At 60.1% G+C, this 21,797-nt stretch carries 13 protein-coding genes; 1 reads left to right on the top strand and 12 read right to left on the bottom strand.

Annotated features, from left to right (window positions below):
* Position 1: 1 nt before the first annotated feature.
* Entirely contained in the window at positions 2 to 3,580 is a 3,579-nt protein-coding gene (locus AB4O45_RS03200; RefSeq protein ID WP_460161057.1) for a Tc toxin subunit A, read from the bottom strand.
* A gap of 294 nt (positions 3,581 to 3,874) precedes the next feature.
* Between AB4O45_RS03200 and AB4O45_RS03195 the strand changes: the two genes are divergently transcribed.
* Positions 3,875 to 7,870: a hypothetical protein gene (locus tag AB4O45_RS03195; protein ID WP_460161056.1), complete on the top strand. Its 3,996-nt coding sequence runs from the start codon at positions 3,875 to 3,877 to the stop codon at positions 7,868 to 7,870.
* Between the two features lie 136 nt (positions 7,871 to 8,006).
* Here AB4O45_RS03195 and nuoN read toward each other — a convergent pair whose 3' ends face one another.
* The 11 genes from nuoN to nuoC form a co-directional block, all read right to left on the bottom strand.
* Positions 8,007 to 9,470: an NADH-quinone oxidoreductase subunit NuoN gene (nuoN, locus tag AB4O45_RS03190; RefSeq protein WP_024013420.1), complete on the bottom strand. Its 1,464-nt coding sequence runs from the start codon at positions 9,468 to 9,470 to the stop codon at positions 8,007 to 8,009.
* Positions 9,471 to 9,477: 7 nt separating this feature from the next.
* Positions 9,478 to 11,010, bottom strand: coding sequence for an NADH-quinone oxidoreductase subunit M (gene nuoM, locus AB4O45_RS03185; RefSeq protein ID WP_016775285.1), 1,533 nt, complete (start codon positions 11,008 to 11,010; stop codon positions 9,478 to 9,480).
* Positions 11,011 to 11,049: 39 nt separating this feature from the next.
* Complete coding sequence (gene nuoL, locus AB4O45_RS03180) at positions 11,050 to 12,903, bottom strand: NADH-quinone oxidoreductase subunit L (RefSeq protein WP_024013419.1); 1,854 nt, start codon at positions 12,901 to 12,903, stop codon at positions 11,050 to 11,052.
* Positions 12,900 to 13,208, bottom strand: coding sequence for an NADH-quinone oxidoreductase subunit NuoK (gene nuoK / locus AB4O45_RS03175; RefSeq protein WP_003180046.1), 309 nt, complete (start codon positions 13,206 to 13,208; stop codon positions 12,900 to 12,902). The genes nuoL and nuoK overlap by 4 nt, the downstream gene beginning before the upstream one ends.
* Positions 13,209 to 13,211: 3 nt before the next feature.
* Entirely contained in the window at positions 13,212 to 13,712 is a 501-nt protein-coding gene (gene nuoJ, locus AB4O45_RS03170) for an NADH-quinone oxidoreductase subunit J (RefSeq protein ID WP_007951462.1), read from the bottom strand.
* Between the two features lie 9 nt (positions 13,713 to 13,721).
* Positions 13,722 to 14,270: an NADH-quinone oxidoreductase subunit NuoI gene (gene nuoI, locus AB4O45_RS03165; protein WP_016775283.1), complete on the bottom strand. Its 549-nt coding sequence runs from the start codon at positions 14,268 to 14,270 to the stop codon at positions 13,722 to 13,724.
* A gap of 11 nt (positions 14,271 to 14,281) precedes the next feature.
* Positions 14,282 to 15,289, bottom strand: a complete 1,008-nt coding sequence (gene nuoH, locus AB4O45_RS03160; protein WP_016775282.1) for an NADH-quinone oxidoreductase subunit NuoH — start codon at positions 15,287 to 15,289, stop codon at positions 14,282 to 14,284.
* Positions 15,286 to 18,000 carry an NADH-quinone oxidoreductase subunit NuoG gene (gene nuoG / locus AB4O45_RS03155; RefSeq protein WP_460161055.1) on the bottom strand — a complete coding sequence of 905 codons (2,715 nt, stop codon included), beginning with the start codon at positions 17,998 to 18,000 and terminating at the stop codon, positions 15,286 to 15,288. The genes nuoH and nuoG overlap by 4 nt, the downstream gene beginning before the upstream one ends.
* A gap of 136 nt (positions 18,001 to 18,136) precedes the next feature.
* Positions 18,137 to 19,492: an NADH-quinone oxidoreductase subunit NuoF gene (gene nuoF / locus AB4O45_RS03150; protein WP_024013417.1), complete on the bottom strand. Its 1,356-nt coding sequence runs from the start codon at positions 19,490 to 19,492 to the stop codon at positions 18,137 to 18,139.
* Positions 19,489 to 19,986, bottom strand: a complete 498-nt coding sequence (gene nuoE / locus AB4O45_RS03145) for an NADH-quinone oxidoreductase subunit NuoE (protein WP_095182066.1) — start codon at positions 19,984 to 19,986, stop codon at positions 19,489 to 19,491. The genes nuoF and nuoE overlap by 4 nt, the downstream gene beginning before the upstream one ends.
* 2 nt (positions 19,987 to 19,988) lie before the next feature.
* Complete coding sequence (gene nuoC / locus AB4O45_RS03140; protein WP_056788887.1) at positions 19,989 to 21,773, bottom strand: NADH-quinone oxidoreductase subunit C/D; 1,785 nt, start codon at positions 21,771 to 21,773, stop codon at positions 19,989 to 19,991.
* Positions 21,774 to 21,797: the final 24 nt, after the last annotated feature.

Genomic DNA, 21,797 nt, shown 5'->3' with positions numbered 1-21,797 from the left:
CTCAACCATTGTCACGTGATGGGGCGGCGTTAGAGTGGGCGGCCATGACTCCCTCACCGACGGCTTTCCAGGCCAGCAGATCGCTTTGTTCGCCCAGCGCGGTGGCTTGCAATAGGGTTTTGGCGGCCAAGCCGCTGGCCTGACAAGCGGCCTGGCAACGACGGACCCAGTCGACTTGAGCCATCGAGGTGGCGCGTTTATCGGGGAGCGAGCTGGTCAGCTCGGCAACTTGCGCCTGCGGCCAGTTCAGCAAACGAGCAAGGGCAGCATCGGCCGTTTCGCTGGCGAGCTGGCGCAGGGCCTTGTTTTTCAATTGGGCCTTGGCTGGATTGGCGCAGCTGAAATAACTCAGGACATGGTCTTCGGACTGGCTCTGGCTGTGGAACCAATGACTGAAGCGTTCAAGCAGATAGAGATCGGAAAGCGAAGGCATGCTGTTACTGCCTTCCTCGTATGCCGCGCCACCCAGCCACATCGGATTGATTGCAAACAGGCGCAGAGCGCTATTGCTCAAACGCAGCTCTCTGACGATCTCGGCGTGGCGAGCCACCCGTTGATAATCCTCGATCAAGGCTTGGGGCAGCGGGGTCTTGAGTGCTTGCTGCAAAATGCTATAGGGCGTGGCCCACGCCCAGTGAATGACCGCCCGGCAGCAATCCGGCGCGAGTTTCGCGGTTTCCTGGAAAAGCCCTTCGAGCAACTGGGCCTGACGGTCATGCACATCGAGCAGGAACTTGACGAGTCTGTCTGCGCAAGCATCTTTGACAGGTTGGGCCAGCCCTAGACCTTTGAGCGCTTGCGCGACATCGGCCTGTAACCAGGCAACGGGTTCATCTGTCAGGGTCAGTGTGCGATCAAGGCCAGACAGCAGGCCGTCAGCAGTGATCAGATGGTGTTCGATCAGCAATTGAAACCAGTTGATTTCTCCTCGCTTGCGTTTGCCATCCTCTTGCAGTGGCAGACCCAACGCATTGACCTGCGCCTCGGTCGCCAGGCTGCGACGCGTATCGCTCTGCAGCGTGGTCAGACGCGCCCGCAACTCATCGGGCAGGGGAGCTTGCTCGGCCAATCTGATCTGCTGTTCATTTTCCTGCTCTTCGGGATTTGGCTGGGCATCGATGCCCAGGCGTTGCAATACCTGCGTCACGGTCTGCTGACTGTCTTTGAGCCAGGCGAAGGCCCAATCCAGTTGCATCAGCACATCGAGGATGTCCGGATTCGCCTCCGTGGTCGTTGCACTCAAGCGGCCGCTGGCCAGTGCGGTTTTGTAAGACGAGCCTCCGAGAAGTCCCGCCAACGCCAGCAGTTCTTCGACCGAGTGACCGAACAACCGGGCTATCCGCGCCTGGCGGTACAACGAGGAAACGGTAGGCAAGTCACGCTTGAGCGCGCCCACGTGCTTTTCGGTCTGACGGGCAATTAACAGCAAAGAGTCTTCGGTGGGTTGCACACCGAGCCCGGCACAGAGTTGCAGCAGGGTTTTCTGCGTCGCGGCATCGAGGGTGGTCAAATCGATGGGTGTTTGATCAAGAATCAGCGGTGTGTCGAACAGTTGCACATGGTTGAACACTTGATCGAACAACGGCACCGCGTCCTTGCCGCTGGCATTGGGGCTGAGGTCGTGCAGCAGCGCCGCGAACTCTTCAGGTTCGATGCTGTAGCGCTGGTTCAGGTAGCGATAGACGCCCAGCGCACGCAGGGTGTTTGCGTTGAGTTCCATGCCCAGGTTTGATTCGCCCTCGGCGCGGATGGCACTGCAGATCAACGTGTCGAGCCCGGCGAAAGGAATGCCGCTCCAGCGTTGCAGGCGGATCATCCGCTGAAGACGATCGAGACGATCAAGTGAGGTTTTGGTCAGACGCCATTTTGTGTTGTCACCCGACGCTATCCGCTCCAGTCCTATGGCGTGGTCTGACTCATCGCTCAGGTCTGTTTCCGGGGCCGGTTCCGGCGCGTTGTCGGACAGTTCAGCACCGGGACCGATGCCATTGACGTAGCAGGCACCGTAGTGATTTGGAAAAGACCCGGTCAGCAGGTCAATCCTGTTCGGGGTCGGCTGCAGGTATGGACAATTGGGCGACAATCGCACTGCAAAGCTGCGGCGGGCCACAAGTTGCTCGACCTGTTCAGCGGTGAGGCCAGTGTGCTGCATGAAGTCGGTCAACAGGGTCAATTGCTGCACAGGCGCATCGCTGGTGACTTCGACACCGTAGGCGCCTTTGAAAAAGTTCTTTTCTGTCGTCGTCAGGCGGTACTGCTCATCCAGCGTAAAGGCGAAGCGCTGTCTGGCCAGACGGACCGGTTGCTCCACCGTCCCGGTGGCGGTGATCAGATCGAATCTGGCTGTGTATTCCTGCTCGGTCGGCGTGGGAAGGGTGGCAGCCTGGAAATGCACAACGATGGGTTTATCTATCGCAGCGTGCAGACGATTTATCAGCCAGCCAGTCCCTGTGAGGTCCGGCACGTTAGAGCTCAGATCGATACTGGCAGGCACGGTCTTGTCGTCTTTACGAAAGGTCAGTGAGACAACGGTTTTGGAGCCGCCTTGATTCGTTGGTGCGTCCGCCAACGGAGTCGCGACCACGTCGTCGGGCTGCCCGGACAGGAGCAAGTAACATCTGCTTGGTGTGGTATGTGGCCGCAGGTAGGCAGTGAGAGGGTTTTGCCAGCCGTTGATGAGATTGCTGCGGGTCAGATAAAAATGGCTGAACACCGGGGGGGCGAGCAGCAATTGCTGTTGTTGTGGGCTCAACCCGCACAGCAACCGTTGTGCCTGTAGCGCCGGTTGCTGCAATTGCCCATAGTCATTGATTGCCACCTGTTTGATCGGTAGCAACAGACTGGCCCGGTAATTCAACTCGCCCAGACGCGGCTTATTATCAGCGAGCCCAAGTTGGCATTGGTGATGATAGAAGTTGTAGGGCAGTTCGAAGGGGTAGCTCCGTTCGGCCAGTACCTGATAGGTGGATTTGCTTTTGTCGGGAAGATTGCCATCCAGATAGGTGCGCAGATGACTTTCCAATACCTGCGTGACAATTTCCAGCATTGGTCTCGGTGTGAAGGTGCTCTCCTGGCTGATCAACAGGTCCTTGAGGTCAGGACGGCGTTGGTCCATCAACAGTCGCTTGGGATCCTCACTGGTGGCTTCCAGTTGCAGGGAAAATCTCCGCAGTTCAGTCAGGTAGGCCACCGGACTATCGTTGGCGGCAATGGCTCCGACCTTGGTGAACTCGTCCCAGTTTTCATTGAACATGCGTTGATAGGTAGCGCCCAGCGAAACCAGCGAACTCACACCACTGCGTTGAGCCAGTTGCTGCAACGTGCCGGAAGAGGTCTGGTATTCCCGATACAGGCGCGAAATGAGCGCCGCATATTTCATCGCATTGTCGTAGGCCACATCGGCGTTCGCGTCGCTGTATAGGGCGAGCTGGCGAGCGAACGCTGCTTTGGATAGACGGACGATGTCGAAAACTGACGTAAAGCCCATTTGCTGCATGGCGGTGGGGAAGTCGTTGCGGTCTGTCTTCAATCTGGCGTCGGAACTGATGAGGGCGTTCATCAGGGAGGGGGTGTCGGCCATGACTTTGGATCTCCTGCCAGAAGGGGGCATTGGAAAAATGCCTGGGCAGGAACAAAGTAACGACAAAATGAACTTGGGTAACCTGTCAAACCTGACAGGTTTTCAACAGTTTTTTAGGCCTTATGGAAATCAATTGAATTGCTGTTATGCAATTTGCAAATGCTGACTTTTCCATGCTCAAGCATGACCGTCCGTCCGAACTGTCACAGTTGACAGGTAGCCGCAAGGAATGCACGACGTCAAGAATCGCATCTGAAGATCGGCAATTGCGCCGGGATAACGGGAGCGATGGATATGGATGACGAAAACAAGCTGCAACCGAATGGCCTGTGGCCGGCGCCTTTGATTTTGTCACCTTTAAGCAACTCTACAGTCTCGCCAGGCGGGTTCAATATCGTCGCTCTATCTCCTGGAGGAGTCACTGATAGTTGGAAAATCGAATGCTGGGGAGAAGCAACTGACCATCATGGTTCAGAAGATGAGTGGGCAAAGCTGGAGCATTGGGTACCTGATACGTCTTTTGATCGCTTTGGTGCGTACTTCAATTTCAAAGTCAGGTACAAGCAGGTCTGGGTCTGGAGTGAATGGGCTGAATGTCACAATTTGTATGTGCCGCAACCTGTACCGCCCGATCCGGCCAAACCGCCAAAACCGACCATTTATCCGCCACCCAAGCCGGCATCAGTAAGAGAGTCACTGGGCATTGGCGGCGTTTTGCTTAATGCCAAGGTGCACATGTACACCGACAGAGACATACCGGTGCCTGGCATTTACGTTGTCAACACAGGCATTTTCATGCCAACAGCGGAGTGGGTTGCAGGTACCACTCGGGTCAAGGTTGTGCAGATCCTGAACGGCATGGCTTCGGATCCGAGCAATCTGGTTTCCGTTTCAGTGGGGCTATCCAGACCAAGCATTGACAGGCCACCGAACCCGGCCATGGGTAATCAAACGCTAAACATAACCGGCGTAGAGACAGGTGACGTCACGCTGCGAATGTTTACCGAGGCAGACGCACTTGTCGCTGGCAGTTTCACCGGTAGTGGCGCAACTCGCGTATTTACGCCCACAGAGAGATGGCGCGGTGGCACGACCGTTGTATCTGTTGTGCAGACCCTGGGCGGTGTGTCTTCCGATCCAAGCCTTTCGGTCTCCGTTAGAGTGAAGCCATTCAAACCCTACATCTCACTCCCGCCCAACCCGTCTTCCAGTACCCAGTCACTGGAAATTACCGGTGTTGCGAACGGCGACGTTACTTTGCAGATGTCTAACGCCGCCGATGGCGTGGTGGCCGGCAGTTTTACCGGCAGTGACAGCAAACGTACTTTCACCCCAACGGCGAACTGGGCTGCGGGTATCACCCGCGTCAAGGTCGTGCAGACTGTAGACGGTATGCATTCTGATCCGAGTGGACCGGTTTCTGTGCCAGTGAAACCCTCCAGACCAAGCATTGCCGAACCACCGAAACCGGCGTTGGGCAATCAAACGCTAAAAATAAGCGGTGTGGTGAGCGCTGTGGTCAGCCTGCAAATGTATACCGCCGAAAATGCCCCTGTAGCTGGCAGCTTTACCGGCAATGGCGATACTCGCATTTTTTATCCAGCGGTCAACTGGGGTGGGGGCATCACCGTGGTCACGGTTGTGCAGAGTGTTGACGGTATAGCCTCCGACCCGAGCGCCCCGGTTCCTATTGCAGTGAAGCCGTCCAAACTAACCATTACACCACCACCCAGTCCGGCTGCAGCGAAAGAGCCGTTGATCATTACCGGTGTTTCCTCGGGCGTTGCCGTCCTACAAATGTCCACCACCGGAGGTGCGCCGATAGAGGGCGAGTTCGCCGGTAGTGGCACGGAGCGTACCTTTGTATCAAAAACTGGCTGGAAGCCAGGCAGTACGGACGTCTGGGCCGTGCAAACGATAAACGGGATGGTCTCGGATCCAAGCGATCCGGTCACTGTTTCGGTAATAGAGAAGCCTCCCGCCCCCGTAATCATTCAGCCTCTACCCCACACCGTTCATCATGCCGATGTCAGGGTGCAAGGAACGTGCATTGCGGGAGCGACGATCACCTTGCAAAGTGCCGCTGGCACCTCTCTGCAAGGCGACCTGACCTACGATGCAACGACATGGTCTTTCGAGTACCTGTGGCTGCCCGGTCCTAAACATATCAAGGCGCAGCAGAGTGTGAATGGAGATACGTCTGAAGCAACCGCTGTCCTCGAGTTCTACATCAAGCCAGCTACGCCTGACATCGAGCCGCCAACCGACCCGGCAACACCGAAACAGCCTTTGAAAATCACCGGTGTCGCGTCAGGCGTCGTCACCCTGCAAATGTTCACCCAACCCGATAGAGCTGTGCCTGGCGAATTCGCCAGCAACGGAGCCAACCGCCTCTTCACACCGGCGGAGGACTGGTCGCCCGGCGAAAACACCGTCTACGTCATCCAGACAGTAAACGGCGTGGACTCTGACCCCAGTGACTTGTGCACTTTCACCGTGGAAGGGGAGGACAGGCCCGACGCCCCTCAATTCCGGCAGCCACAGGCGGGAGGCATAACCTCAAGGTATCCCACCCTCAAGATCGCCGGCCTGCCAGGCGCGCTGCAAACCGTTCGTTTTGAGAACGGCGCGACGTTGCACGAAGAGACAGCGGGTGCAGACGGGATCCTGACATTCACAGTGGTGGAACCGTTGGATCCAGGCACCATTGTCCTTGAGGCTAAACAGGCCAGCGGTGGGACTGATTCGGATTGGAGCGCGCCGCATCGGTTTACGGTCAAGGCTGCCCCGTCAACTCCATCGATCGAAGCGCCACGGGCGAACTCCGAAACATCACGCTATCCGAGGATTCGAGGCACAGGAGCAACGGGAGGTGAGATTGTCCTGCGTCATGCGCTTGATCCCAAGGAAGAGTTTGCCATCGTCGACGGTTCAACCCGGTGGAATTGGACCGCAGAAAAAGCGTGGCCCCTCGGAGACTACGCCGTGCAGGCCCGGCAGACATTCGACGGCGACTGGTCCGACTGGACTGAGGCTCGCTCCTTCAAGGTCAGCGAATCGCGGTATGCCATTGGCGACGCTACACCCGCCATCGGTACACCGGTGGTGGGCACCGAGCAGAGCGTGCTGTTGCGAATCCAGGTCATCTCCGGTGTCAGCGGGGAGGTAGCGGCTGGCGTGGAGGTGAAGTGGCGCGTCAATGGCGAGGAGGAATTGCTGGCGACAACGCAGACCGATGTCAACGGCTGGACCAGTTATCGCTATACACCTGAGACAGTCGGCAAGCATGACATTCTGGCGGACGTCACTCAGGATAACGCCGGTGTGATTTTGACCGAACTCTATGAAGTGAATGCCGTACTGGACGATGTCTGGGCGCAGGCAGCAGAGCTTTATCTGGACGGTGAGCGCGTCGACCCTGCAAGCGAACTCGTGCTGTTGAGAAAAAACCTGCCCTATAAGCTGGAGCTGAAGATTGCCGACGACAGTGTTTTGATTGGCTCTACCGTCACTTTGCAGAACTTCTGGGGCGCGAAGGAACGAGGCCTGACTTTCAACCCTGATCTGGGCACGCCGCTGACAATAAACAAAGGATCGTCAATCCATTGGTATATTTCTACCGAAGAGGCGAACAGTGGTTTTTATGGTTTGAGTCTGGCCAGTTCGATACTGCCCGACTGGGAGCTGCCCGGGCGAGTGGAAGCGGGGGATTTGGCTGACGCCGTGAGGTTTGATCTGGATGGGTTCCCCCAGGTGTTCGGTGGTGCCCCGGCGTACCCCTGCCTTGGGGCCACGCATACATTGACTTTGCGACCCCAGGACAGCAGTTTTTTGCTCGGCCAGGACGTGGTTCTGGAGTTGAGTGCGCAAGCGGCCGATCTAGGCGTGACCTTGAGTCCGAGCATCCCGCAAACGCTCGGCGAGGACGGGTTGAGCTGGTTGCTGAACTGCGTCGACAGTACCAGTGCCGGCGATTTCGCAGTCTGGTTGAAGGTGCCGGCGCTGGAATTCAGTTCGCTGGAGTTGCCCATGTCGCTGGCGCATAACAGTGCTGAGGTATCTGAAAGATTCGGCCCTCAGCAAATGGGAGGTTCGGCCTCGTTCTGGAGATATGGCATTCGCGCGGTTTCCACTTTCACGGGGCTGCCGGCGGGGGGAGTGCCGGTGACCGTCGCGGTGACTGGCAAGCCAACCATGGAAAATGTTACTGCTCGCGATGGCTGGATATTTATCAGCTACTACGACGGAGAGTCTGCAAGCCTGACCATTCGTAACCGCTATGGAAAGTAATGGCTGAGCAAGCGTCGGCAAGAGGAGTGAGACGCGCCACTCGTCGAGGATAGCTTGCTGCGCAACAAATCCCGGAGCAAAAAAAACGGCACCTGCAAAGGTGCCGTTTTCATGTATAGCCAGATCAGCCGAGCAATCAGCCCGCCAGACCCGCCTGTTGTACCAGCACCAGCAATGGCTGCGGGTACACGCCCAGGAAGAATGCGACCAGCGCGATGGCCAGCAGCATCACGCCGCCTGCTTTCTGTTCCCAGTGCAGCTGGGCGTCGTGGCGACGCAGGTTTGGCTCGATCAGGTACAGGGTGACCATCACGCGCAGGTAGTAGAACACGCCGATGGCGCTGCCCAGTACCAGTGCGCCGACCAGCCACCACTGACGCGTTTCGACGCCGCTGGCGATGATGTAGAACTTGCCGATGAAGCCAGCGGTCAGCGGAATGCCGGCCAGGGACAGCATCATCACGGTGAGCACGGCGGTCAGATACGGACGGCGCCAGAACAGGCCGCGGTACTCGTACAGGGCGTCGGCGTCGCGGCCGTTGTACGGCGAGGACATCAGGGTGATCACGCCGAACGCGCCGAGGCTGGTGATGACATAAGTCACCAGATAGACGCCGATGGCTTCTACCGCCAGCCCCTTGCTCGCCACCAGTGCGATCAGCAGATAGCCGAAGTGCGCGATGGACGAGTAACCGAGCAGACGCTTGAGGTTGCTCTGGGTCAGGGCCAGCAGGTTACCGAACAGGATCGAGGCGACCGCGATAACGCTGAGCACATCGCTCAGCACACCACTGCTGGCAGCAGGGGAGAGCTGGAACAGACGCACCATCACCGCAAACACCGCGACCTTCGAAGCGGTGGCGAGGAACGCCGCCACTGGTGCCGGAGCACCTTCGTAGACGTCGGGCGTCCACAGGTGGAACGGTACCAGCGACAGCTTGAACGCCAGACCGATCAGCATCATGCCCAGGCCCAGTTGCGCCAGCGGGCTTGGCAGGCCGGTCGCGGCCAGGGCCTGACCGATGCCGACGAAGCTCAGCGAACCGGCGTCGGCGTAGAGCAGCGCCATACCGAACAGCAGGAACGCGGAACCGGCGGCCGACAGCACCATGTACTTGATGCCGGCTTCCAGCGAACGCTTGTTGAAAAAGGCGTAAGCGACCAGACCGTAGACCGGTACCGAGAGCAGCTCCAGACCGATGAACAACCCGGCCAGGTGCTGCGCGCTGACCAACACCAGACCACCGGCGGCGGCCATCAGGATCAGCAGGTACAGTTCTTCGCGATTGCCCGGGTAACCCGAACCGCCATCACCCAGATAGGCGTGGGCGAGGGTGACGCAGGCGAGGGTGGCGACCAGGATCATCGCCATGTACAGGCAGGCAAACGCGTCGATCTGCAGCAACGGGGTGACGGCCAGAGGCGCGACTTTCAACGCAGGCAGGATCGACAGCAGGGCCAGGTTCAGACCCGCCACCGAAATCAGGAAGGTCTGCGAGTGGTTGCGGCGCCAGGCGATTGCCAGCATCACCACGATAATGGTGAGGCTGGTGATCAACAGTGGCGCAAGCGCAATAAAGTGTTGAATCGTGAATTCCATAGCGCTCTTACCGGGCCGAAGCGAGTTGAGAGAAGGCGGTGCCGAGCCACTGCTGCACGCCATGCATGGTGGCGGCAGAGGTGTCGAGGAACGGTTGCGGGTAGACGCCGAGGTAAATCAGCAACACCGCCAGACCGAGCACCATGATCAGTTCGCGCGCGTCCATGCCGTGCAGCACCGCGTCGGATTTCGACGGGCCGAAGTAGGCACGGTGGATCATGATCAGCGAGTAGACCGAACCGAACACCAGACCGGAAGTGGCAATCGCCGTGACCCATGGAGCGCTGGCGAAGGAACCGATCAGGATCAGGAACTCGCCAACAAAGTTACCGGTACCCGGCAAGCCCAGCGACGCCGCCGCGAAGAACAGGCTGATGGCCGGCAGGTAAGCGATACGCGACCACAGACCGCCCATCTCACGCATGTCACGCGTATGCAGACGCTCGTACAACTGACCGCTGAGGATAAACAGCGCCGCTGCCGACAGACCGTGCGCCAGCATCTGGATCACTGCGCCTTGCAGCGCCAGTTGGCTGCCGGAGTAGATACCGATCAACACGAAGCCCATGTGGGAAACGGAAGAGAAGGCAATCAGACGCTTGATGTCGGTTTGTGCGAACGCCAGGAACGCGCCGTAGAAGATCCCGATCAGACCGAGGGTCATGGCGATCGGCGCGAACTCGGCCGAAGCGTTCGGGAACAGCGGCAGGGCGAAACGCAGCAGACCGTAGGCCGCGGTTTTCAGCAGGATACCGGCGAGGTCGACGGAACCGGCAGTCGGTGCCTGGGCGTGAGCATCAGGCAGCCAGGAGTGGAACGGTACGACGGGCAGCTTGACCGCGAAGGCGATGAAGAAGCCGAGCATCAGAATGTACTCGGTGGTCATCGACATCTTGGTTTTCAACAGGTCGGCGTAGTTGAAGGTGATCACGCCGGTGTTGTTGAAGTTGACCAGCACCAGACCGAGGATCGCCACCAGCATGATCAGGCCGGACGCCTGAGTGAAGATGAAGAACTTGGTCGCTGCGTAGATCCGGGTTTTCTTGCCGTCCGAAGAACTGTGACCCCAGAGCGCGATGAGGAAGTACATCGGCACCAGCATCATTTCCCAGAAGAAGAAGAACATGAACAGGTCGAGGGCGAGGAACACGCCGACGACGCCGCCCAGGATCCACATCAGGTTCAGGTGGAAGAAGCCAACGTGACGTTGAATCTCTTTCCACGAGCAGAGTACCGAGAGGATACCCAGCAGACCGGTCAGCAGGATCATCAACAGCGACAGGCCGTCGAGGGCCAGGTGCACGTTGATGCCGAAACGCTGGATCCAGACATGCTTGAACTCAAGCGCCCAGGTCGGATCGGCGCCCGGCGCCGGTGCGAATGAATAGTCACCGTGGGCCCACAGCCAGAGGCCGAGCGCGAGTTCCAGGGTCATGGTCAACAGCGCAATCCAGCGCGGGAGGGTAGCGCCGAAGCGCTCACCCATCCAGCACAGCAGGCCGCCGATGAAGGGGATCAGGATTAGCCAAGGCAGAATCATGACGGGCTCGTTTCCTTTCGCAAATTCGCAAGGTTCATATCAGACCGCTACCAGCACGATGGCGCCGATCACCAGCACGGCACCAGCAGCCATCGAGGCGGCGTACCAACGCAGTTGACCGGTCTCGGTGCGGCTCAGGGCAGTGTGACCACCCTTGGCCATACGCGGGATCAGACCGATGGTCTGGTCGAGCGGGTCTTTGCGCAGTACATGGCTGATCGCAAGGTACGGCTTGACGAACAGTTTGTCGTAGATCCAGTCGAAGCCCCAGGCAGCGAACCACCAGGCCGAAAGGAAACGGCCGATGCCGCTGTTGGCAATTGCCGTGACGAAGCGACGCTTGCCGAGGAACAGCAGCGCTGCCAGCAGGATACCGGCCAGGGCGATGGCGCCCGAGGCGATTTCCAGACTGTGCTTGGCTTCGCCACCGGCATGGCCAACGCTTTGCGGCAGTACGCCGTGCAGCGGTGGCACGATCATCGCGCCGACGAAAGTCGACAGCACGATCAGCACCGACAATGGCAGCCAGTGGGCAATGCCGTGGCCGGCGTGGGCTTCAGTCTTGGCTTCACCGTGGAACGCGATGAAGATCAGGCGGAAGGTATACAGCGACGTCATGAACGCACCGACCAGACCTGCGTAAAGCAGACCCTGGTTACCGCTGGCGAACGCTTCCCAGAGGATTTCGTCCTTGGAGTAGAAGCCTGCGGTAACCAGTGGCAGAGCGGCCAGCGCGGCACCACCGACGATGAAGCTGGCGTAGGCCAGTGGCAGTTTCTTCCACAGACCGCCCATCTTGAAGATGTTCTGCTCGTGGTGGCAGGCAACGATCACCGCACCGGAAGCAAGGAACAGCAGGGCCTTGAAGAAGGCGTGGGTCATCAGGTGGAAGATCGCGCCTTCCCAGGCACCAACGCCCAGCGCCAGGAACATGTAGCCGATCTGGCTCATGGTCGAGTAGGCGAGGATACGTTTGATGTCGGTCTGCACCAGCGCGGCGAAACCGGCCAGTACCAGGGTCACGCCACCGACGATGCCGACGAGGTGCAGGATGTCCGGCGCCAGCGCAAACAGACCGTGGGTACGGGCAATCAGGTAGACACCGGCGGTGACCATGGTCGCGGCGTGGATCAGTGCCGAAACCGGGGTTGGGCCGGCCATCGCATCCGCGAGCCAGGTTTGCAGCGGCAGTTGCGCCGATTTACCGACAGCACCGCCGAGCAGCATCAGGGTTGCCAGAACGATCCAGAAGTCACCGACCTTGAAGTGCTCCGGCGCACGTACCAGCAGTTCCTGGACGTTCAGCGTGCCCAGTTGCTGGAACAGGATGAACAGGCCGATGGCCATGAACACGTCGCCGATGCGGGTGACGATGAACGCTTTGAGTGCCGCGTTACCGTTGTTGCGGTTGCTGTAGTAGAAACCGATCAACAGGTACGAGCACAGGCCCACGCCTTCCCAACCGAAGTAGATGAACAGCAGGTTATCGCCGAGGATCAGGAACAGCATGCTGGCGATGAACAGGTTGGTGTACGAGAAGAAGCGCGAGTAACCGTCTTCACCACGCATGTACCAGGACGCGAACAGGTGGATCAGGAAGCCGACGCCGACGACCACGCCGAGCATGGTCACCGACAGGCCATCCAGGTACAGCGCGAAGTTCGGCTGGAAACCTTCCACCGACATCCAGCGCCACAGCACCTGGGTGTACACGCCACCTTCCGGCGGCGCGACGTTGAATTGCCAGATCACGTAAGCGGTGACGATGGCCGACAGGCCGATCGAACCGACACCGATAAGCGCCGAGAGGTTTTCCGAGAAGCGGCCGCGCGAGAACGACAGCAACAGGAACCCGATCAGAGGGAATACGAAAGTCAGAAAGAGTAGGTTCATCCGCGCATCTCACTGGCAGCGTCGATATCGAGCGTGTGGAAGCGGCGATACAGTTGCAGCAGGATCGCCAGGCCAATACTGGCCTCGGCTGCGGCAAGGCTGATCACCAGGATGAACATGATCTGTCCATCCGGCTGCGCCCAGCGGGCGCCCGCAACGATGAAGGCCAGGGCAGAGGCGTTCATCATCACTTCCAGACTCATCAACACGAACAAAATGTTGCGGCGGACCATCAGGCCGACCAGACCAAGGCAGAACAGGATGCCGGCGACGGCCAGTCCATGTTCGAGAGGGATAGCAGGCATGTCTTACTCCTTCGCCTCGTTACGGCCCAAATGGAACGCCGTGACGGCTGCGGCGAGCAGCAGCATCGAGGCGAGTTCGACCACCAGCAGGTACGGGCCGAACAGGCTGATGCCCACGGCTTTCGCGTCTACGGTGGTGTGGCCGATGGCCTGGCCGCTCTGGTGAGCGAACAGCACATACAGCAGTTCGGCCAGCAGCAGCGCGGCAAGAATCACCGGTCCTGCCCAGATGCCGGGCTTGAGCCAGGTGCGTTCCTGCTGCACCGAGGCGGGACCCAGGTTGAGCATCATCACCACGAACACGAACAGCACCATGATGGCACCGGCGTAGGCGATCACTTCGAGCACGCCGGCGAACGGTGCGCCGAGGGCGAAGAAGGTCATGGCCACGGCGATCAACGAGATGATCAGGTAGAGCAGGGCGTGCACGGGGTTGGTGTTGGTGACCACACGCAGCGTGGACACCACAGCAATACCCGATGCGAAATAGAAAGCGAATTCCATCGTTCTTCCTTAAGGCAGCAAGCTCTTCACGTTGATCGGTTCGGCTTCGTTCTGCGCAGCGCCTTTCGGCTTGCCAGCGATTGCCATACCTGCAACACGATAGAAGTTGTAATCAGGGTTTTTGCCGGGGCCGGAGATCAGCAGATCTTCTTTCTCGTACACCAGGTCCTGACGTTTGAACTCGGCCATCTCGAAATCCGGGGTCAGCTGGATTGCGGTGGTCGGGCAGGCTTCCTCGCAGAGACCGCAGAAAATGCAGCGCGAGAAGTTGATCCGGAAGAAGTCCGGGTACCAGCGACCGTCTTCGGTTTCAGCTTTCTGCAGCGAGATGCAACCCACCGGGCAAGCCACGGCGCACAGGTTGCAGGCCACGCAGCGTTCTTCGCCATCGGGGTCGCGGGTCAGGACGATGCGGCCACGGTAGCGCGGCGGCAGGTAGACCTGCTCCTCGGGGTATTGCAGGGTGTCGCGCTTGCGAAAGCCATGGCCGAAGACCATGACCAGGCTGCGCAACTGGGTACCGGTACCCTTAACGATGTCGCCAATATATTTGAACATGGGTCAAATCCTCACTGAACCGCAACCGCAGGCGTGTTCATCAACACAACCGCAGCGGTCACCAGCAAATTGATCAGGGTCAGTGGCAGGCAGAATTTCCAGCTGAAATCCATCACCTGGTCATAACGCGGACGCGGGATGGAAGCGCGCAGCAGGATGAACAGCATGATGAAGAACGCGGTCTTCAGTGCGAACCAGACGAAGGACAGTTGCGGCAGGATGCCGAACGGACCGTGCCAGCCACCGAAGAACAGGGTGACCAGCAGCGCCGAGATCAGGATGATGCCGATGTACTCACCGACGAAGAACATGCCCCATTTCATACCGGCGTATTCAATGTGGTAACCGTCGGCCAGTTCCTGTTCCGCTTCCGGCTGGTCGAACGGGTGACGGTGAGTCACGGCGACGCCAGCGATGAAGAAGGTACAGAAGCCGAAGAACTGCGGAATGATGAACCACAGGTTCTGCGCCTGGTACTCGACGATGTCGCGCATGTTGAACGAGCCGACCTGCACCACGATGCCCATCAGGGCCAGGCCCATGAACACTTCGTAGGACACGGTCTGCGCCGAGGCACGCAAGCTGCCGAGCAGGGCGAACTTGTTGTTGCTCGACCAGCCGGCGAACAGCACCGCGTAGACCGACAGACCGGCCATGGCGAAGAAGAACAGCAGGCCGATGTTCAGATCCGCCACGCCCCAGGTCGGGGTGATCGGGATGATCGCAAAGGCGATCAGCAGGGCGGACATGGCCACCACCGGCGCCAGGGTGAAGATCACCTTGTCGGCGAATGGCGGGGTCCAGTCTTCCTTGAAGAACATCTTCAGCATGTCGGCGGCGATCTGGAACATGCCGAACGGGCCAACGCGGTTCGGACCGTAACGGTCCTGCCACCAGCCCAGCAGGCGACGTTCGACAAAGCTGAGCAAGGCGCCCGCGACCACCACGGCCAGCAGGATCACGATGGCTTTGATGACCGTCAGGATCACATCGATCACTTCAGGGGTGAACCAGGTCATTGCGCTGCCTCCTGCAGACCGTCGACGGACACGCCGGCGAATGCCGGTGGAATGCCGGCGATGCCCGCAGGCAATGCCACCAGACCGGCGCCCAGTTCTTCATTGATGCGCAGCGGCAGACGCAATGTCTGACCGGCAACGTTCAGGCTCAGCAGGGCACCGTCGTTGACGCCGAGGCGATCCGCTTCGGATTTCGCCAGCGCGACGTAAGGTGCCGGAATGCGTTCCTGTACCGGGGCGGCTTTCGAAGAGTTTTCTTCGCTGCCGAACAGGTGGTAGAACGGCACGGCCTGCCAAGTGCCCGGCGCCGGATTGAATGCGCGCGGAGCAGCAGCGAACCAGTTCAGCGAGTCGCCAGTGCTTTCGATCAGGCGCGTGCCCGGATCGCCAGCGCGCAGATGACCACCGACTTCGTCCTGGAACTTGTTCCAGGCTTGTGGCGAGTTCCAGCCCGGCGACCATGCGAATGGCACTTGTTGACGCGGTTCGGCGGAGCCCGAGTAACCTTCCATGGAGAAAGCGAACGCGGTGTCCTGGTCTTGCGGAGTGCGTGGTTCGTGAACGCTGATGTCGGCGCGCATTGCGGTGCGACCGGAGTAACGCAGCGGCTCACGGGCCAGTTTCAGACCCTTGATGCGGAAAGCAGCCGACGGTGCAGCATCAACGATGCGCGCCAGTTGCGCGGTGCTCGAGGCAACGGCAGCGGTGACGTGGTCGAGTTGCGTCCAGTCGATCGGCTGGTTCAGCAGGGTCGCGCGCAGGGCGTGCAGCCAGCGCCAGCCTTCGTGCACCAGAATGCTCGCGTCCATGTATTGCGGATCGAAAACCTGGAAGAAGCGCTGGGCGCGGCCTTCCTGGCTGACCAGCGTACCGTCGCCCTCGGCGAAGCTCGCCGCTGGCAGAACCAGGTGCGCGCGATCGGTGGTGGCGGTTTTCTGATGGTCGGCAACGATCACCACTTTTGCAGCGTTCAGTGCGGCATCGACCTTGGCTTTGGCGGTGCGGGTGTACAGATCGTTTTCCAGCACGACGATCGCGTCGGCCTTGCCATCGATGACCGCTTGCAGCGCGGCGTCGACCGACTCGCCACCGAGCATGGCCAGACCGAGGCTGTTGGCCTCCGGCACGATCAGGCTGATCGAACCGTTCTTCTCGCGCAGCTTCAGGGCTTTGGCGATGTTCGCGGCAGCTTCGATCAAGGCTTTGGAGCCCAGCGAAGTACCGGCGATGATCAGCGGGCGCTTGGCGGCGAGCAGGGCATCGGCGATGCGCTGCGCCAGTTCCAGGGCTTCGGTGTCCAGACCTTCAACGGCCGGCGCGCTGGCATCCAGCGCGTGAGCCACGGCGAAACCGATGCGCGCCAGATCGTCGGGAGCGGCGTGTACGCATTCTTCGGCAACGTCGTCGAGTTTGGTTTCGGCGAGGCTGGCGATGAACAGCGGGTTCAGCGCGTGCTGGCCGATGTTCTTCACCGCCGCGTCGAGCCAAGGCTGGACGCGCATGGCTTCAGCCATGTCTTCAGCCTTGCCCTTGACCGACTGACGCAGAGCCAGCGCCATACGTGCAGCGGTCTGGGTCAGGTCTTCACCGAGGACGAAGATCGCGTCGTGGTCTTCGATGTCGCGCATGTTCGGCACTGGCAGCGGGCTGTCGTTCAGCACCTGCAGGACCAGACGAATGCGCTCCAGCTCGGAGGCTTCGATACCCGAATAGAAGTGCTCGGCACCGACCAGTTCGCGCAACGCGTAGTTGCTTTCAAGACTGGCGCGCGGCGAACCGATGCCGACGATGTTGCGTCCGCGCAGCAGGTCGGCGGCTTTGTCCAGCGCAGCGTCGAGGCCGAGCTTGGTGCCGTCGGCCAGCAGCGGCTGACGTGGACGGTCGGTGCGGTTGACGTAGCCATAACCGAAACGGCCACGGTCGCAGAGGAAGTACTGGTTCACCGAACCGTTGAAACGGTTTTCGATGCGACGCAGTTCACCGTAACGCTCGCCCGGGGAGATGTTGCAACCGCTCGAGCAGCCATGGCAGATGCTCGGGGCGAACTGCATGTCCCACTTGCGGTTGTAGCGCTCGGAGTGAGTCTTGTCGGTGAACACGCCGGTCGGGCAGACCTCGGTGAGGTTGCCGGAGAACTCGCTCTCGAGGGTGCCGTCTTCAACGCGACCGAAGTACACGTTGTCGTGGGCGCCGAATACACCGAGGTCGGTACCGCCGGCGTAGTCCTTGTAGAAACGCACGCAGCGGTAGCAAGCAATGCAGCGGTTCATTTCGTGGGAAATGAACGGGCCGAGTTGCTGGTTCTGGTGGGTGCGTTTGCTGAAGCGATAACGGCGCTCGTTGTGGCCGGTCATCACTGTCATGTCTTGCAGGTGGCAGTGACCCCCTTCCTCGCACACCGGGCAGTCGTGCGGGTGGTTGGTCATCAGCCATTCGACAACACTGGCGCGGAACGCCTTGGATTCTTCATCGTCGATGGAGATCCAGGTGTTGTCGGTGGCCGGGGTCATGCAGGACATGACGATACGACCACGGGTGTCGTTCTCGTCGGTGTACTGCTTGACCGCGCACTGGCGGCAGGCCCCGACGCTACCAAGCGCGGGGTGCCAGCAGAAATATGGAATGTCGAGGCCCAGCGACAGACATGCCTGTAACAGGTTGTCTGCCCCGTCGACTTCGAGCGCTTTGCCGTCTACGTGGATAGTGGCCATGGTTCAAAGGTCTTCGTTGGCCCGGTGTCAGCGGGCGTGGCTAATGGAATCTTGTTATGCGTCCGAATCCAAACAGCCCCGGAGGGCGTCATCGGACGAAAGGCGAAGGGCACGGACCCTTCGCCTTTTTAAGCGTTTACGCGCCGACTACGATCGGCCTTGCCAGAGGCGGGACGGCGGCGCTGACAGGCGCGATACCGGCTTCGAACTCTGGACGGAAGTATTTGATCGCGCTGCCCAGCGGCTCCACGGCTCCCGGTGCGTGAGCACAGAAGGTCTTGCCCGGGCCGAGGAAACCGACCAGACCCAGCAGGGTCTCGATGTCGCCCGGCTGGCCCTTGCCCTGTTCGATGGCCATCAGGAGCTTGACGCTCCATGGCAGACCATCGCGGCACGGGGTGCAGAAACCGCAGGATTCGCGAGCGAAGAACTGCTCCATGTTGCGCAGCAGCGAGACCATGTTGACGCTGTCATCCACCGCCATCGCCAGACCGGTACCCATCCGGGTGCCGACCTTGGCGATACCGCCGGCATACATTTGTGCGTCGAGGTGCTCGGGCAGGAGGAAACCGGTACCGGCGCCGCCTGGCTGCCAGGCCTTGAGCTTGAAGCCGTCGCGCATGCCGCCGGCGTAGTCTTCGAACAGTTCACGACCGGTGACGCCGAATGGCAGTTCCCACAGGCCCGGGTTCTTGACCTTGCCGGAGAAGCCCATGAGCTTGGTGCCCATGTCTTCGGAACCTTCGCGGGCCAACGATTTGTACCAGTCAACGCCGTCGGCAATGATCGCCGGCACGTTGCACAGGGTTTCGACGTTGTTCACGCAGGTCGGCTTGCCCCACACGCCGACGGCGGCAGGGAAGGGCGGCTTGGAGCGCGGGTTGGCGCGGCGGCCTTCGAGGGAGTTGATCAGTGCGGTTTCTTCACCGCAGATGTAACGCCCGGCGCCGGTGTGGACGAACAGCTCGAAATCGAAACCCGAACCGAGAATGTTCTTGCCCAGCAGGCCGGCCGCCTTGGCTTCTTCCACGGCACGGTTGAGGTGCTTGGCGGCGGTAGTGTATTCGCCGCGCAGGAAGATGTAGCCACGGTAGGTTTTCAGCGCGCGGGCACTGATCAGCATGCCTTCGATCAGCAGATGGGGCAGTTGCTCCATCAGCATGCGGTCTTTCCAGGTGTTCGGCTCCATTTCATCCGCGTTGCACAGCAGGTAGCGGATGTTGATGGATTCGTCCTTGGGCATCAGGCCCCACTTCACACCAGTGGGGAAGCCGGCACCGCCGCGACCCTTGAGGCCAGCGTCTTTGACGGTCTGGACGATGGCGTCCTGATCCATCTCGGCGAAGGCTTTGCGCGCAGCGGCGTAACCGTTCTTGGCCTGGTACTCGTCAAGCCACACGGCTTCGCCGTCATCGCGCAGACGCCAGGTCAGCGGGTGCGTCTCGGCCGAGCGCTGGATGCGGTTGGCTGGACCAAAAGATGTCAGGGTCATACGTAGCCCTCGAGCAGTTTGGCCACGCCAGCAGGCTGCACGTCGCCAAAGGTGTCGTCGTCGATCATCAGCGCCGGTGCCTTGTCGCAGTTGCCGAGGCAGCAGACAGGCAGCAGGGTGAAACGACCGTCGGCGGTGGTCTGACCCAGGCCGATGCCCAGATTGGTCTGGATTTCGCTGACCACCGACTCATGGCCGCCGATGTAGCAGACCATGCTGTCGCAGACGCGAATGATGTGACGGCCGACCGGCTGACGGAAGATCTGGCTGTAGAACGTCGCCACGCCTTCAACGTCGCTGGCCGGGATGCCGAGGATCTCGCCGATCGCGTAGAGGGCGCCATCCGGCACCCAGCCGCGTTCTTTCTGGACGATCTTCAGGGCTTCGATCGACGCCGCGCGCGGGTCTTCGTAGTGATGCAGCTCGTGCTCGATGGCCGAGCGCTCGGTTTCACTCAAGGTGAAACGGTCTGTCTGGATAAGCGTGCTGTTCATGCTTAGCGGTCCACGTCGGCCATAACGAAGTCGATACTACCCAGGTACGCAATCAAGTCCGCGACCATGCTGCCTTTGATCACCGAAGGGATCTGTTGCAGGTGCGGGAAGCTCGGAGTACGGATCCGGGTACGGTAGCTCATGGTGCCGCCGTCGCTCGTCAGGTAATAACTGTTGATGCCCTTGGTCGCTTCGATCATCTGGAAGGATTCGTTGGCCGGCATGACCGGGCCCCACGAAACCTGCAGGAAGTGCGTGATCAGGGTTTCGATGTGCTGCAGCGTGCGCTCTTTCGGCGGCGGCGTGGTCAGCGGGTGATCCGCCTTGTACGGGCCTTCCGGCATGTTGCGCATGCATTGATCGATGATCTTGATGCTCTGGCGCATCTCTTCGACGCGGACCATGCAGCGGTCATAGGCATCGCCGTTGACGGCCAGTGGCACTTCGAATTCGAAGTTCTCGTAGCCCGAGTACGGACGCGCTTTGCGCAGGTCGAAATCGCAACCGGTCGAACGCAGGCCGGCACCGGTGACGCCCCATTCCAGGGCCTCTTTGGTGTTGTAGGCAGCGACGCCGACAGTACGCCCCTTGAGGATGCTGTTCTGCAGGGCGGCCTTGGTGTATTCGTCCAGACGCTTGGGCATCCACTCGACGAAGTCCTTGACCAGTTTTTCCCAGCCACGCGGCAGGTCGTGGGCGACGCCACCGATGCGGTACCAGGCCGGGTGCAGACGGAAACCGGTAATGGCTTCGATCACCGTGTACGCCTTCTGGCGGTCGGTGAAAGTGAAGAACACCGGGGTCATGGCGCCGACGTCCTGGATGTAGGTACCGAGGAACAGCAGGTGGCTGGTGATCCGGAAGAACTCGGCCATCATGATGCGGATGACATCGACCTTCTGCGGCACTTTGATACCGGCGAGCTTCTCGACCGAAAGCACGTACGGCAGGTTGTTCATCACACCGCCGAGGTAGTCGATACGGTCGGTGTACGGAATGTAGCTGTGCCAGGACTGACGCTCGCCCATCTTCTCGGCGCCACGGTGGTGGTATCCGATGTCCGGGACGCAGTCGACGATCTCTTCGCCGTCCAGCTGCAGGATGATGCGGAACGCACCGTGCGCCGAAGGGTGGTTCGGGCCGAGGTTGAGGAACATGTAGTCCTCGTTGGCTCCGGAACGCTTCATGCCCCAGTCTTCCGGACGGAAACGCGCGGCTTCTTCCTCAAGCTGCTGCTTGGCGAGGTTGAGGCTGAACGGATCGAATTCGGTGGCGCGCGCCGGGAAGTCCTTGCGCAGCGGGTGACCTTCCCAGGTCGGCGGCATCATGATGCGCGACAGGTGCGGGTGGCCTTTGAAGTCGATGCCGAACATGTCCCAGACTTCGCGCTCGTACCAGTTGGCGTTGGGCCAGATGCTGGTGACGGAAGGCATGCTGAGGTCGCCTTCGGACAAGGCCACCTTGATCATCACGTCACTATTACGCTCCAGCGACATGAGGTGATAGAACACGGTGAAATCGGCGCCGGTTGGCAGCCCTTGACGCTTGGTGCGCAGACGCTCGTCCACGCCGTGCAGGTCATAGAGCATGACGTACGGCTTGGGCAGGTTGCGCAGGAAAGTCAGGACTTCAACCAGTCTGGCACGGGCCACCCACAGCACCGGCATGCCGGTGCGGGTTGCCTGCGCGGTGAACGCTTCGGCGCCAAAACGGTTGTTCAGTTCGACGACCACATCCTGGTCGTCTGCCTTGTAAGGCGGGATGTACAGAGCACTGCCTGTAGTCATGGTTATTTTTTCGCTTTCGGTCAA

The organism is Pseudomonas sp. S2_B10, assembly GCF_054668425.1.
Note: the sequence above shows the minus strand (reverse complement) of the source record. Positions and strands in the feature narration are given on the sequence as shown.

Bases quoted from the DNA above. Each gene is read 5' to 3' on its own strand.
- AB4O45_RS03200 (WP_460161057.1), bottom strand. From the start codon at position 3,580: ATGGCCGACACCCCCTCCCTGATGAACGCCCTCATCAGTTCCGACGCC.
- nuoK (WP_003180046.1), bottom strand. From the start codon at position 13,208: ATGCCTGCTATCCCTCTCGAACATGGACTGGCCGTCGCCGGCATCCTG.
- nuoE (WP_095182066.1), bottom strand. From the start codon at position 19,986: ATGAACAGCACGCTTATCCAGACAGACCGTTTCACCTTGAGTGAAACC.
- nuoH (WP_016775282.1), bottom strand. From the start codon at position 15,289: ATGACCTGGTTCACCCCTGAAGTGATCGATGTGATCCTGACGGTCATC.
- nuoL (WP_024013419.1), bottom strand. From the start codon at position 12,903: ATGAACCTACTCTTTCTGACTTTCGTATTCCCTCTGATCGGGTTCCTG.
- nuoC (WP_056788887.1), bottom strand. From the start codon at position 21,773: ATGACTACAGGCAGTGCTCTGTACATCCCGCCTTACAAGGCAGACGAC.
- nuoJ (WP_007951462.1), bottom strand. From the start codon at position 13,712: ATGGAATTCGCTTTCTATTTCGCATCGGGTATTGCTGTGGTGTCCACG.
- AB4O45_RS03195 (WP_460161056.1), top strand. From the start codon at position 3,875: ATGGATGACGAAAACAAGCTGCAACCGAATGGCCTGTGGCCGGCGCCT.
- nuoG (WP_460161055.1), bottom strand. From the start codon at position 18,000: ATGGCCACTATCCACGTAGACGGCAAAGCGCTCGAAGTCGACGGGGCA.
- nuoF (WP_024013417.1), bottom strand. From the start codon at position 19,492: ATGACCCTGACATCTTTTGGTCCAGCCAACCGCATCCAGCGCTCGGCC.
- nuoN (WP_024013420.1), bottom strand. From the start codon at position 9,470: ATGGAATTCACGATTCAACACTTTATTGCGCTTGCGCCACTGTTGATC.
- nuoI (WP_016775283.1), bottom strand. From the start codon at position 14,270: ATGTTCAAATATATTGGCGACATCGTTAAGGGTACCGGTACCCAGTTG.
- nuoM (WP_016775285.1), bottom strand. From the start codon at position 11,010: ATGATTCTGCCTTGGCTAATCCTGATCCCCTTCATCGGCGGCCTGCTG.